The sequence below is a fragment of the Ovoidimarina sediminis genome, assembly GCF_032586175.1.
Lineage (GTDB): Bacteria > Pseudomonadota > Alphaproteobacteria > Rhodobacterales > Rhodobacteraceae > Ovoidimarina > Ovoidimarina sediminis.
The window spans coordinates 118619-131920 of the sequence record NZ_JAWHTE010000010.1 but is presented as its reverse complement, the minus strand read 5'-3'; the positions used below and the strand labels follow the sequence as shown (position 1 = coordinate 131920).

The following is a 13302-nucleotide window of genomic DNA, read 5'->3' as shown; positions in this document are numbered from 1 at the left end:
CGCCCCGACCAACTGTCGGCGGGCCCACCCGCGGTCGGGCCCTGCCCGGCTTATCGCGAGTGTCAGCAACGTCCGCCAACCGGACATACGGCACCCTTTGAAGCCTGCTGCACCGCCGCAAGTCCGCTTGGAGCCCTCTTTGCCCGGAACCAAGGGGCGTCAGCCCCGCCGGGCAGGGCCCGACCGCCCCTCGGGCGGGCCCTCCTGCAACGACGCAATCCAGCGCGATGTCATTCGGGTTTGCGAGATAAATCGCCCCGATCGGCCGTCGGCGGGCCCACCCGCGGTCGGGCCCCGCCCGGCTTTTCGCTTGTGTCGGCTGAGGAGGCTCCCCCCTCAGCCGCTCACGGCGCGTTCGGGACCGCGCTCGGGGCGGGGTGGGGGGCCGCGCCTTCGGCGGAGATGCGGGCCTGGCCGAGGCGGGGGTTCAGCTTGCCCGCAAGCGTCCAGGCGGCGAGGAGGCCCGCGCCGCCCGCCGCGAAGACGCCCGAGAGCGGCGCGGCGAGGAGGACGAGCCAGGCGACCCCCGGGGTCGCGATGCCCGAGATGTCGCGGAAGCTTGAGTAGATCGCCGACATCTCTGTCCGCTCGGAGGGTTTGACGGCGAGGAGAAAGGGCAGGCCGGCGGAGACATCGAGGAGGATCAGGAAGAACGAGCCCGCCATCAGGAGAAGGACCGTTGCCATCGGCAGCCCGTGGGGGGCGCCGGCGAGGAGGAAGAGCGCGCCCGCCATCAGAAAGCCGGTTCTGATGGCGGTGCGCACCGAACTCCACTGCATGAACCTGAGCATCATGGGCGTCAGGAACAGCGCGCCGTTCGAGATCGAGAGCGCGATGCCGCCCAGACGGTCGCCCAGCCCGTTTTCGAGCGCATAGATCGGGAGATAGACGACATAGACCCACCAGCCGCAGGAGCGGATCACCGCGAAGAGCCAGCCGGTGACAAGCCGGGGCTGCGCGAAGAAGCGGGGGATGAAGGCGAAGGGCCGGGTGGGGGCGCGGCGGCTTTTGGTGATGAGCTTGCCGTTCCCGAGCCGCATCACGAGGAAGATGGTGAGCATCGCGAGGGCCGCCGCCGCCGCGATCAGGAAGGGCGCGGGCGGCCAGTGGGAATAGAGGACCGCGCCGAGGGCGGGCCCCGCCGTCCACCCCAGTGCGCTGTAGAAGAGCCGCGAGGTTTCGAACCGGCCGAGTTCGATCCTGGCCACGTGATCGAGCACATAGGCGTTGAAGCAGACGAAGGTGGTGACGACCGCGAAGGTCGTGAGCGCGAGCCCGGCGATCACCGCATAGGGGCTTCCCGCGATCGCGAGAAGCGCGCCGGTGACGAACATCAGCGCCCCGCAGACATAGACCCACCAGCGGGGGATGAAGCGGATCGCGTAGGGCACGAGGAGGCCGATCAGGAGCGAGGCGAGGCCGATCAGGAAATAGACCTCGGAGACCACGCGGGCATCCTGAAGGACGCCGTAGACCACGACGGGGAAGACCGAGATCAGGATGCCGCGGGCGATCGCCTCGGTTCCGGCCAGAAGCGCGAAGCCGCGCACGCTGGGCGCGGGGGCATGGCGCAGCCATTCGGGAATCCGGCGGTCGTGCATCGGAGGCGCTCGTCTGGTTTCCCGGCAAGAGAGCGCCGTTGGCGCAGGCGTGCTTTCTCACTTGCGACGCGATGTCGTTTTCCGGCTGAGCGGCGGGGTGCCCGCCCGGTTACTTGCGGAACTTGTCGAGGCTGACGACTTCGGCGTCCTTTTCCTTCGCCTCGGCGGCGGGGGCGGCCTCGTCGGCAAGGTCGTCCTCGTCCTCGTCGTCCTCCTCGTCGTGGGATTCGAACCTGAGGCCGAATTCCACCGACGGATCGACGAAGGTGCGGATCGCGTCGTAGGGGATGAAGAGCGGTTCGGGGTTGTTGCCGAAGTTCAGCGTGACCGCGAAGCCGTCATCGCCCACGTCGAGGTTTTCGAACCAGTGCTGGATGACGACCGTCATTTCTTCTGGGTAGCGATCCGACAGCCAGTCGGCGATTTCGACATCCGGGTGCATGGTGTCGAAGGTGATGAAGAAATGATGCTGGCCCGGCAGGCCGTTTTCGGCCACGCCCGACAGAACATCCTGGATCAGCCCGCGCATGGCGCGGTGCATCAGGGTTCCGTAGTCGATCTTGTCGGCCATGTGCGACCCTTCCTCGGTACCGGGAAAGAGTAACGGGGATTCGGGGGGGAAGAAAAGCGGATCGATTGCATTTTGGCGATCATGTCAGGAGGCCTGCCAGAAGACCCAGCAGGGCCGAGAGGCCGAGGACGCCGAGAAGCGGCCACCGGAAGACGAGAAGCGCCACGGAGGCGGCGGCGGAGAGCGCCAGGGCCACCGGGTTCAGGCTTTCGGCGACGGGGGCGATGAGGGTGAGGGCGCCGAGGGTGGCGGTTTCCACCTGTCCGAAGACGACATGGGCCGCGAACCAGATCGAGAGGTTCAGGATCACGCCCACGACCGCCGCCGTGATGCCCGACAGCGCGCCCGTGAGGCGCGGGCGGCCCGCGATCCAGTCGAGATAGGGGGCGCCCGCGAAGATCCAGAGAAAGCAGGGGATGAAGGTGACCCAGAGGGTGAGGGCGGCCGCCGCGAGGCCGAGCGCCATGCCGCCCTGACCGGTGCCTGCCGTGTAGCCCACGAATTCGGTGACGAGGATCAGGGGGCCGGGCGTGGTTTCGGCAAGGCCCAGCCCGTCGATCATCTCGTGCGTGGTGAGCCAGCCCCTGTCCTGCACGACTTCCTGGGTCATGTAGGCGAGGACGGCATAGGCGCCGCCGAAGGTGACCACCGCGAGTTTCGAGAAGAAGAGCGCGATCTGGGTGAGGAAGGCCGCGCCCGAGGCCCAGAGGAGGAGGATCGGGGTGAGCCAGAGCGTGAGCCAGAGGGCGACGGTGCGGCCCGTGCCGCGGATGTCGGGGAGCGGGGTTTCGGCCGTGGCTGTGCCGCTGCCGCGCGCCGCGCCCCAGAGGCCGGCGAGGAGGATGATGAGCGGGAAGGGCAGGGCGAGGGCGAAGATCGCGACGAAGGAGAGGGCGGCGACGATCCAGTCGCCCGGCCCCCGGAGCGCGCGTTTCGAGACCTTGAGGAGCGCTTCGAGGACGATGGCGATCACCGCCGCCTTCACGCCCAGAAAGACCGCCTGGACGAGGGGGAGGGTGCCGAGCGCGCCATAGGCCATGGCGAGCGCGAGGACGACGAGCGCGCCGGGCAGGACGAAGAGCCCGCCCGCGATGAGGCCGCCCGAGAGCCCCGCGCGCTTCCATCCCGCATAGGTGGCGAGTTGCATCGCCTCGGGCCCCGGCAGGAGCATCGCGAAGGAGAGCGCGCGGAGGTAGGTTTGTTCGTCGAGCCAGCCGCGCTCTTCCACCAGTTCGCGGTGCATGAGCGCGATCTGGGCGGCGGGGCCGCCGAAGGAGAGAAGGCCGATCCGGCCGAAGACGCGGACGAGGTCGGATGAGGCGGCGGGCATCACGCGACTTTCGCCGGGGTTTCGGCGGCGAGGCCGGCATGGAGGGCGTCGAAGAGGCCGAGTTCGGCGGCGTCGGCGTCGGGGAGGGCCATGCCCTTGAGGGCGGTGCCGAGCCAGGGCGCGTCAAGCGTTGCGGCGAGGCGGGCGAGGGCGGGGGGGCGAAGGCCGGTTGCGTCGAGGGCGGTTGCGAAATCGGGCCAGGCGGGGGTGGCGGCGAAGCGTTGGGCGACACCCGCGAGCGTCGCGGGCGGCACGCGGAGGAGGCGGGCCCGGGGCGCGATCCAGCGGCGGATCAGCCAGCGGATGGCGGCGGCATCGGGGCGGGCCTCGTCGGGCGTGACCCAGAGCGGGGCGGGGATATCGCCCGCGATGACCGGCGCGCCGGGGAGCGCGCGCCAGGCGACCATGCCGCCTTCGAGGGCCCTGGCGTCGATCCCCTCGCTGCGGAGCCAGGCGGCGGTGCCGTGGCTGAGTTTCAGCCCTTTCTGGCAGATCACCACGACGGGCCCGGCGGGGAGCCCGGCGGCGAGATCGCCGGGCCGGTCGAACGGGTGGCGGAACGCGCCGGGGATGAGCACGGGATCCAGCGCGAAATCCTCTGCCGTGCAGACATCGACGAGGGTGGGGCAGCGGGGGGTGCCGATCAGCGGCAGAAGCGTGGTTGGTGAGAGGTCAATTGAAGTGGCCATGCGCATCCATCTCCCGAAAGAGTGACAAGGATGCGAAACTTGGGCCGGAACCTGACGGGGTGTTCGCGTCGACCCCATGGGCGAAACGGTGCCCGCCGGGGGACGGCCTGTCAAGCCGGCGTCAGAACATGATCTGGCTGACTTCGCGCCGGATCTTGCGTTTCAGGGTTTCGGCATAGCTTTGGTGGCCGCGCGACGTCATGACGAAGCCGTCGCGGGTGATGACGTGGCGGCGGAAGAAGGTGGTGATGGAGACCCCCATGCCTTCGATGGCAAGCCCGTTGATCGTGATGCCCGCGCTTTCGGCCCGGGCGCGGGCGCCCTGGGGATCGGTGCCCGCGTTGTCGGTGCCGTCGCCCGAGACGTCGATCACCTGGCGATCGCAGTCGGGGGCGCTGCGGAAATGCTGGATCCCGCTCAGGATCATGTCGCCCACGGCGGTGTCGGACATGATGAAGGCGCGCGGCATGGTGCGGGCCATTTCGGACCAGCGGAGGACGTCGGCGTCGCTGAGCATCTTTTCCCAGGGGAAGATGATCTGCTGGCTGCCCCGGCCCGACCATTGCATGACGCTGAGGGCGACGTTGCCGGCGATGAGCGCCTCGCGCACCTCGGGATCGATCAGCGCATCGGCGAGGCCGTCGGCCTGGATGCGGTATTCGCCCGCGTCGATCGAGTTCGACACGTCGATGGCGAGAAGGAGCGCCGTGGTGCAGGCCGCCGCGGGGCTGGCGAGGGAGATGCCGAGGAGGGCAGCCGCCAGCCTAGCGCGCATCGTGGAGCATCCGGCTGTCTTCGGGGGCCTCGTCGCGTTCCGTCATCCCGTAATCGCGCAGGACATGGGCGACGCGCAGGCGGTAATCGTCGAAGAACCGCGTGCGCCCCATGGTCTGGGCCTTGCGGTGTTCGGCGAGCCTGCGCCATTCGTCCACCGCCGCCTCGTCGCGCCAGAAGGAGAGCGAGAGGAGCTTTTCGGGATTGGTGAGCGACTGGAAGCGTTCGACCGAGATGAAGCCGTCGATGCTTTCGGCGAGAGGGCGCATTCTGGCGGCCATGTCGAGATAGGGCTCGGTCATGCCGGTCTTCGGTTCCACCTCGAAGATGATTGCGATCATTCCGTCTCCTGTTGGCGTTTTTGGCCGAGAATGGCGGGACAGGAGCGGATTGAAAAGGGCTGGCAGCCGGAAGGCCGCCAGCCCACGAAGGTGTGATCAGGAGTGGCCGGGCGCCGGGCCCGCGCCGTTGGGCTTGGCGGCCGCGGCACCGGCAGGGGCGTCGGGCGGCGGGGGCGGCAGGGCCCCGTCATCGGCCGCTTTCGCGGGCCGCCCGTCGAGCCCGTCGGTCAGGCCCGCAAGGCCGCCTTCGAAGTTCATGCCAAGCTCTTCGCCGAGCTTGCGCATGGCCGGAAGCTGCATCGCGGCGCCCAGCATGGCGTCGAAGGCCTGGTTGACCGGGGCCTTGTCGGCGCCGCCCGAACCGCCGCCGGTGCCCGCGCCCAGACCGCCGATCTGGTTGATGCGGATCGATTCGATCTTTTCGGCGGGTTTCACGGCGGCCTCGATCACGCGGGGCAGGGCCTCGAGCCGGGCGAGGGCGATGCGCATGTCGACGATCGCCTCGGAGAGCGCGTTTTCGGAGTCGGCCAGCGCCTTGCGGCCCTCGGCCTCTGCCAGAAGATCCTTCTTCTTGGCCTCGGCGCGGATCGAGACGGCATCGGCGTCGCCCTGCGCCTCTTCCCGGCGGGCGGCGGCGCGGTCTTCGGCAGCGGCGCGTTCGGCCTCTGCCGCGAGGCGCAGTTTCGTCGCCTCGCGTTCGGCTTCGCGCGCGGCCTCGATCAGGGCGATCCGCTTCGTCCGCTCGGCCTCGGCCACCGCACGGGCGGTTTCGACCTCTTCGGCGGCCCGCTTCGCTTCGGCGCGGGCGGTATCGGCGGAGGCGCGGGCGCGGCTTTCGGCCTCGGATTTCTCGGCGATGACGATCTGGCGCTCCTGGTTCGCCACCTCGATTTCGCGTTCCTTGGTGATCTCGGCCTCTTCGATCGCGCGGGCGCGGGCGATTTCGGCGGCGCGGATTTCCTCCTCGCGCTTGATGCGGGCGCGCTCTTTCTCGGATTCGGACGCTTCGCGGTTGCGCGCGATCTCGGCCTCCTGGGCGGCCTTCAGGAGTTCGACCTCCTGGGTGCGGCCGATCCGGGCCTCTTCCTCGTCGCGTTCGATCTGGAGCTTGAGCTTTTCGGCTTCCATGGCGGAGCGGCGCACGGAGACCTCGGCCTCGGCGTCGATTTCGGCGCGTTCTTTCTTCTATTTCGCAATGACTTCGGCGAGTTTCCTCATGCCGACCGCGTTGAAGGCGTTGTTTTCGTCGAGCGCTTCGAAGGGCGTCTGGTCGAGGGCGGTGAGGGAGACCGATTCAAGCTCAAGCCCGTTTTTCAGAAGGTCGTTCGAGACGGTGTTCTGCACTTCCTGGACGAAGTTGGAGCGGTTTTCGTGAAGCTCGTCCATCGTCATGCGGGCGGCCACGGCGCGGAGGCCGTCGATCAGCTTGCCCTCGATCATTTCGCGGAGCTGGTTCACGTCGAAGGTGCGGTCGCCGAGCGTTTGTGCCGCGCGGGAAATGCCGTCTTCGGTGGCCTGGACGGAGACGTAGAATTCGAAGCCCACGTCGACGCGCATCCGGTCTTTCGTGATGAGCGCGCCGTCGCCCTGGCGTTTCACCTCGAGCCGGAGGGTGCGCATGTTGACGGGGCTGATTTCATGCAGGAGCGGGATGACGATGGTGCCGCCATCCATGATGACCTTCTTGCCGCCCGCGCCGGTCTTGACGAGGGAGGTTTCGCGGGTCGCGCGGCGGTAAATGCGGCCGAGCGCGAAGCCGACGAGGAGGAGGAATGCGATAATCGAGGCAAGAACAATGCCGTAAGTCATGAGATCCATGTGAATACTCCTTTGTTCGTTATCGGGTCAGACCGCGGGAACCGGGACGAGGCGGAGGATGAAATCGCCCGGGCCCCGGCGTTCGCGGATCAGGACGACCTCTGTGCCTTCGGGGATCGTATCCGTCGGCGTGAAGGGTTCGGCGCGGATGTAGTGGATGTTGCCGTGCCGGTCGTGAAGCCGGACCTCGGCGGGGTGGCCGTGGCGGGCGGTGCCCTGCGTGACGGTGCCGCGGAGGCCGCCGAAGAACTGGGCGCGGGTGGCGGTGGTTTCCGTCTTCGGCAGGACGGCGGCGAAGGCGCGGGCGAAGCTGCGCGCACCGGCGAGACCCAGGGGCAGGGCGATGAGCGCGGCGACGAGGCCGGGCAGGGGAGCGCCGAGGAGGTTGCCGGCAAGCCCCTGAAGGACGAGGCCGGCCACGCCGAACGAGAGCAGGAGCGCCGCGAACCACAGAAGAAGCGGCACGCCGGTGAGGCCCATCAGATCGAGGACACCGCCGCCCGAGGGCATCGCGGGCGCGTCGAGATCGGCGGGATCGGGCAGGGCGTCGATGTCGATTTCCATGCCGGGATCGAAATCGAAGGCGCCGCTATCCATCGCCGCCGCGTCGAGATCGAAATCGGGACCGTCATCGGCGGAAAACAGGCTGCTGCCGACCAGATGCGACAGGATTTCAAGGGCGAGCAGCGCGAAGAGAAGCCCGAGTGCGAGACTGAAGGGAACGAAGTTCGAAGACAGTAGCGTGTCGATCATGTGCGCCTCCCATCATGGATAAGCCCTTGAATTGCATGGGGGTCGGTTTCCCGCATACAATAGTATACACACAATTTTCGAGCGATAACGCTGCGTCACACGTCCCGCAAGGCGTGTGGCGGGGGCGCTTTCAGGGCAAGGCTGGGGCGCTTGTGGGGCAGGGGAAACCGCCTGCCGGGAAGAGGCGCAACAGACACAGATCGGGCGCCGCCTGGAAGGATCTTGCCGGTTTGGGGGGAAGGTGCCGGATTCTGTTGCCAGGCTCCGGCGGGCCCCGCCTTACGCTGCTAGGCGCAAGGGCTTAATTTTCGGCTTTGCGCACTGCTTAGGCAGCGAGCGCGACCGGAGCATTGTTGTCGTTGGCAACTATGCAGTTTGGACCGATATCGGTGGTACCTCACCGGGACAAAGCAAACCCCTTTAGACGTCCGTCGATCCTATTTCGGCCCCATGATCCCCCAACGAGGGAATTTGGTGGAGCCGCCGGGTACCGCCCCCGGGTCCGATCCGCTTATTACGGGCGCGTTTATGTCCATAGTCCCCTTGCGGGAACGGAACAGAGGTATGCGAAATCACGGCAAATTTCAAGGCGCGGTTGACGGTTGAACACACGGGCGGGGCTGTTAGATTAGAATGGTTCTAACCACTTTTGCGAGGTTGCCATGCGCCCCATGCTGTCTGGCCGGAAACGGTTCAGGGACCTGTCGGACCAAGAGATTCTGGCGCTGGCCATATCCTCGGAAGAGGATGACGCGCGGATCTATCGCGGGTTCGCGCAGCGGCTGAAGACCGATTTTCCGGCGACCGCGAAGGTTTTCGAAGGCATGGCGGAAGAGGAGGACGGGCACCGGCAGCGGCTGATCGACCTTCATATCGACCGGTTCGGGGAGACGATTCCGCTGATCCGGCGCGAACATGTGTCGGGCTTCTATGCAAGGCGTCCCGTCTGGCTGATGGAACAGCTTCCGCTGGAGCGGATCCGCGAGATCGCCGGGGATATGGAGGCCGAGGCGGGCCGGTTCTATGAGATGGCCGCGGCGCGGACCGAGGATGCCGCGACCCGGAAGCTTCTGGGCACGCTGGCGGCGGCGGAGGCGGGGCACGAGGACACCGCCGCCTCGCTTGCCGAGGCGCATCTGACGGAGGATGCGACCGACGAGGAGGACCGGAAGGCCCACCGGCAATTCGTGCTGACCTGGGTGCAGCCGGGCCTTGCGGGGCTGATGGACGGATCGGTGTCGACGCTGGCGCCGATCTTTGCGGCGGCCTTTGCCACGGGGGATACCTGGAACACGTTCCTCGTGGGGCTGGCGGCCTCTGTCGGGGCCGGGATTTCCATGGGGTTCACCGAAGCGGCGTCGGATGACGGCGAACTGTCGGGCCGGGGATCGCCGGTGAAGCGGGGCATTGCCTCGGGCGTGATGACGACGCTTGGCGGGCTGGGCCATGCGCTGCCTTACCTCATTCCCGATTTCTGGACCGCGACGATCACCGCGATCATCGTCGTCTTCTTCGAGTTGTGGGCGATTGCCTGGATCCAGAACCGGTATATGGAAACGCCGTTCTGGCGCGCGACGCTTCAGGTCGTGGTCGGCGGCGGGCTGGTGCTCGCCGCCGGGGTTCTCATCGGGTCGGGTTAGGGCTTGATATAGGTGTAGCCCATCTGCTGCAGCCGCGAGAGTTCTGCCACACCTGAGGGCACGATGTCTTCGTCCCAGGTGTCATAAAGATCGTTCTCGTAGCTGATCTTCCGCCCTTTGAGCGTGTTATTGCAGACGTGGAAGCTGACATTCTGGCATTTGAGCGAGGACACGGCGGTTTGCAGCGTGTCGTCCTGCTTCGCGGTCATCAGAAGGCCAAGCCCGTTGCCGTGCAAGACGACCTTGATGTCCATGTTTTCGGCACCGACGGCATTGATGTGGTTCTGAATGTTGCGCATGGCGCCGCGATACGCCTTGGATTCCGGCCCGCCATCATAGTTGATGTGATAGACGACCTTCTGTTTGCCGTAGCGCTCGGTTTCCTCGGCGCTGACGCTTCCCGCAGCGGTGACAAGTGCGATGAGTGCAATCGCGAATAGCCTCTTGAGCATGAGGACCTCCCTGTTGTTCGCAGGGCGAGCCTAACGCCAGTTTCGTATTCTCAAAACATAATATCTTCAGAGCATGATACCTAGATATTTATGCCGAGCGCCGTGGCGGCGACGATGGCCTCGACCACGAAGAAGGTGACCTTGCGCGAGGTCTGCACGCCGTCGGCGACGATCGAGGTCAGCCGGCCGACCGCGGCCCCCGCCCAGGCGAAGCCGATCATGGCGAAGGCAAGGGGCGTGCCGAGGATCAGCGCGCCCGCGCCCAGACCGATGAAGAGGGCGCCCGAGGCCGCGCGCACCTCGCTTATCCCCATCGTGGTGCGGGTGGGCGCCATGTCGAGCACCTCCATCGTGTAGCGGGGCGCGAGCCAGCCGATGGCGCCGAGGCCGATGGAGGTGAGGGCGATGAGGATGTTCAGGATGTCGGTCATGGATGTCTCGGCTGTCAGTTCTTGCCTGTCTAGTTTGGTTTACGGTTTCACCGCCGCGGCGGATCACTCTTTTCCGCGGATGTCCCGGTAACTCAGGCCGGGGCGGTCTGGTTCAGATTTTTGCGCCGGACCCGGCCCGGGGCGGCACGGTGTTTCCGGCGGCGGCACAATGGCGGGCGGCGCCGTGGCCGAGGCTTGACCGGGCGGGGGAAAGGGGATCAACCTCTGCCGATGAAGCTTGATATACGGTTCGTGCGCGGGCAGTTTCCCGCGTTTTCCGAGAAATCGCTCAAGGGCCTCGCGCATTTCGAGAATGCGGGCGGGTCCTATGCCTGCGGGCCGGTGATCGACCGGCTGACGCGGTTTTACAAGAAGCGGAAGATGCAGCCCTATGGGCCGTCGAAGCCCTCGGCGCGGGGCGGGGCGGAGATGGACGAGGCGCGCAGGCGGCTGGCGGCGATGCTGAACGTGGCCGAAAACGAGCTTCATTTCGGGCCGTCGACGACGCAGAACACCTATGTTCTGGCGCGGGCCTTTGCGGGCGCGATGCGGCCCGGTGAGGCGATCATCGTCACGAACCAGGATCACGAGGCGAATTCGGGGCCGTGGCGGCGGCTGGCGGAGGCCGGGATCGAGGTGCGGGAATGGCGGATGGTGCCGGAGACGGGGCATCTTCATATCGCCGACCTGACCGCGCTTCTGGACGAGCGGGTGCGACTTGTGTGCTTTCCCCATTGCTCGAACGTCGTGGGGGAGATCAACGACGTGGCCGCGATCGTGGATCTGGTGCATGCGGCGGGGGCCTTCGCCTGTGTCGACGGGGTGAGCTTTGCCCCGCACGGGTTGCCGGATGTGGGCGCGCTCGGGGCCGATATCTATCTGTTTTCGGCCTACAAGACCTATGGGCCGCATCAGGGGATCATGACGATCCGGGCCGATCTGGCGGCCGCGCTGCCGGCGCAGGGGCATTACTTCAACGCAGAGGTGCTGACGAAGCGGTTCACGCCGGCGGGGCCCGATCACGCGCAGATCGCGGCGAGCGCGGGGATGGCCGATTACATCGACGCGCTTTATGCGCATCACGCGAAGGGCGAGGCGGCGGAGCCCGCGGAGCGGTGTTCGGTGGTGGCGGGGCTGATGCGGCGGCGGGAAACGAAGCTTCTGAAGCCCCTGATGGCCTATCTGGCGGACCGGAAGGACGTGCGCGTGCTGGGCCCCGAGGCGGCGGGGCTGAGGGCGCCCACGGTCGCGATCGTGACCGACCGGCCGGGGCGGGCGATCGCAGAGGCGCTGGCGCCGCACGGGATCATGGCCGATGGCGGGGATTTCTATGCCGTGCGCCCGCTTCAGGCGCTTGGGATCGCGCCGGAGCACGGGGTGTTCCGGGCGAGTTTCGTGCATTACACGACGCGAAAAGAGGTTGATCGGCTTATCGCCGCGCTAGATCACGTCTTGTGACAGGTGAGACGACAGATGCGGGCGAGGCGAGCGGGCCGATCCTTTACTGGGTCAGGCGCGATTTTCGGCTGGGCGACAATCCGGGGCTGAGTGCCGCTGCGGAGAGCGGGCGGCCGGTGATCCCGGTCTTTATCCTCGACGAGGTGATGGAGGGCCACGGGGCCTGCCCGCGCTGGCGGATGGGCCTTGGGGCGGAGGCGTTCGCGACGGCGCTGGAGGGGATCGGATCACGGCTTATCTTCCGGCGGGGCAAGGCGCTTGAGGTTCTGAGGGCCCTTGTTGCCGAGACCGGGGCGGGATCGGTTTGGTGGGGCCGGGCCTATGACCCCGAGGCCATCGCGCGCGACAAGGCGGTGAAGGCGGGGCTGAAGGAGGACGGGATCGACGCGCGAAGCTGGGCGGGGCATCTTCTGTTCGAGCCCTGGACGGTCGAGACGAAAACCGGAGACTTCTACAAGGTTTACACGCCGTTCTGGAAGTCGGTGAAGGACCGGGAGGTGCCGGCGGCCCTGCCTGGCGTGTCGGCGCTGACGGCGCCCGGGGCCTGGCCCGGGAGCGAGGATCCCGGCGACTGGGATCTCGCGCGGGCGATGAACCGCGGCGCGGAGATCGTGCGGGCGCATCTGACCATCGGGGAGGATGCGGCGCGGGGGCGGCTTGCGCAGTTCATCGGGCACAAGGTGGCGGATTATGCCGAGGCGCGGGACATTCCGGGGGTGCAGGGCACCTCGCGCGTGTCGGAGAACCTGACCTATGGCGAGATCTCTCCCCGGACCGCGTGGCATTCGGGGATGCGGGCGTTCAACGAGGGCAAGCGGGGGGCGGAGACCTTTCTGAAAGAGCTTGTGTGGCGTGAATTCGCCTATCACCTCGCCTATCATACCCCCCGGATCGTCAGCGGGAACTGGCGCGAGGAGTGGGACGCCTTCCCCTGGAACGAGGACGAGCGGACGGCGGAGGTGAAGGCCTGGAAGCAGGGGCGCACCGGCATCTGCTTCGTCGATGCCGCGATGCGGGAGCTTTACGTCACCGGATACATGCACAACCGGGCGCGGATGATCGTGGCGAGTTACCTGACCAAGCACCTGATGTGCCACTGGCGGATCGGGCAGGCCTGGTTCGAGGATTGCCTGATCGACTGGGACCCGGCGTCGAACGCGATGGGGTGGCAGTGGTCGGCCGGGTCGGGGCCTGACGCGACGCCCTATTTCCGGGTGTTCAACCCGGTCACGCAGCTCGACAAGTTCGACAAGAACCGCGACTACGCCTCGCGCTGGATCGCGGAGGGGCAGGGCCGGCCGCCGAAGGACGCGCTGGCCTATTTCGAGGCGATCCCCCGGCGGTGGAACATGTCGCCCGACGACGCCTATCCCGATCCGGTGGTGACCGCCGACGAGGGCCGCAAGCGGGCGCTTGCGGCCTATGAAAATCGCGACTTCTGAGG

At 67.2% G+C, this 13302-nt stretch carries 12 protein-coding genes, 1 other RNA gene and 1 pseudogene; 3 read left to right on the top strand and 11 right to left on the bottom strand.

Going from position 1 to position 13302, the window contains the following annotated elements:
* Window positions 1–344 precede the first annotated feature (344 nt).
* From RXV90_RS13365 to ssrA, 9 genes and pseudogenes are all read right to left on the bottom strand, one after another.
* The gene (locus RXV90_RS13365) at window positions 345–1601 is read right to left on the bottom strand and encodes an MFS transporter (protein ID WP_316649268.1); all 1257 of its coding nucleotides are present in this window, start codon (window positions 1599–1601) and stop codon (window positions 345–347) included.
* A 109-nt stretch (window positions 1602–1710) separates the two neighbouring features.
* Window positions 1711–2172, bottom strand: coding sequence for an SspB family protein (locus tag RXV90_RS13360; RefSeq protein ID WP_316649267.1), 462 nt, complete (start codon window positions 2170–2172; stop codon window positions 1711–1713).
* 79 nt (window positions 2173–2251) lie between these two features.
* On the bottom strand, window positions 2252–3502 hold the full coding sequence (chrA, locus tag RXV90_RS13355) for a chromate efflux transporter (protein WP_316649266.1): 1251 nt from the start codon (window positions 3500–3502) through the stop codon (window positions 2252–2254).
* Window positions 3502–4191 carry a rhodanese-like domain-containing protein gene (locus RXV90_RS13350; RefSeq protein WP_316649265.1) on the bottom strand — a complete coding sequence of 230 codons (690 nt, stop codon included), beginning with the start codon at window positions 4189–4191 and terminating at the stop codon, window positions 3502–3504. Before RXV90_RS13350 ends, chrA begins: the two co-directional genes overlap by 1 nt.
* A 121-nt stretch (window positions 4192–4312) precedes the next feature.
* On the bottom strand, window positions 4313–4966 hold the full coding sequence (locus tag RXV90_RS13345) for a DUF1194 domain-containing protein (RefSeq protein ID WP_316649264.1): 654 nt from the start codon (window positions 4964–4966) through the stop codon (window positions 4313–4315).
* Window positions 4956–5306 carry an antibiotic biosynthesis monooxygenase family protein gene (locus tag RXV90_RS13340; protein WP_316649263.1) on the bottom strand — a complete coding sequence of 117 codons (351 nt, stop codon included), beginning with the start codon at window positions 5304–5306 and terminating at the stop codon, window positions 4956–4958. The genes RXV90_RS13345 and RXV90_RS13340 overlap by 11 nt, the downstream gene beginning before the upstream one ends.
* 96 nt (window positions 5307–5402) lie before the next feature.
* A pseudogene (locus RXV90_RS13335) lies at window positions 5403–7124 on the bottom strand (flotillin family protein).
* A gap of 27 nt (window positions 7125–7151) precedes the next feature.
* Window positions 7152–7877, bottom strand: coding sequence for an OB-fold-containig protein (locus tag RXV90_RS13330; protein ID WP_316649262.1), 726 nt, complete (start codon window positions 7875–7877; stop codon window positions 7152–7154).
* Between the two features lie 240 nt (window positions 7878–8117).
* Window positions 8118–8469, bottom strand: a transfer-messenger RNA (tmRNA) gene (gene ssrA / locus RXV90_RS13325).
* A 70-nt stretch (window positions 8470–8539) separates the two neighbouring features.
* On the opposite strand from ssrA, the gene mbfA reads away from it, so the two are divergent.
* Complete coding sequence (gene mbfA / locus RXV90_RS13320) at window positions 8540–9517, top strand: iron exporter MbfA (protein WP_316649261.1); 978 nt, start codon at window positions 8540–8542, stop codon at window positions 9515–9517.
* Here mbfA and RXV90_RS13315 read toward each other — a convergent pair.
* Both RXV90_RS13315 and RXV90_RS13310 read right to left on the bottom strand, forming a co-directional pair.
* Complete coding sequence (locus tag RXV90_RS13315; protein ID WP_316649260.1) at window positions 9514–9969, bottom strand: DsrE family protein; 456 nt, start codon at window positions 9967–9969, stop codon at window positions 9514–9516. The genes mbfA and RXV90_RS13315 overlap by 4 nt on opposite strands.
* 80 nt (window positions 9970–10049) lie before the next feature.
* Window positions 10050–10400: a DUF4345 family protein gene (locus tag RXV90_RS13310; protein ID WP_316649259.1), complete on the bottom strand. Its 351-nt coding sequence runs from the start codon at window positions 10398–10400 to the stop codon at window positions 10050–10052.
* Between the two features lie 231 nt (window positions 10401–10631).
* Here RXV90_RS13310 and RXV90_RS13305 point away from each other — a divergent pair, with 231 nt between their 5' ends.
* Together RXV90_RS13305 and RXV90_RS13300 are read left to right on the top strand one after the other, a co-directional pair.
* Complete coding sequence (locus RXV90_RS13305) at window positions 10632–11858, top strand: aminotransferase class V-fold PLP-dependent enzyme (RefSeq protein ID WP_316649258.1); 1227 nt, start codon at window positions 10632–10634, stop codon at window positions 11856–11858.
* A complete protein-coding gene (locus RXV90_RS13300; protein ID WP_316649257.1) occupies window positions 11855–13300 on the top strand; it encodes a cryptochrome/photolyase family protein in 1446 nt (481 codons plus the stop codon). The genes RXV90_RS13305 and RXV90_RS13300 overlap by 4 nt, the downstream gene beginning before the upstream one ends.
* Window positions 13301–13302: the final 2 nt, after the last annotated feature.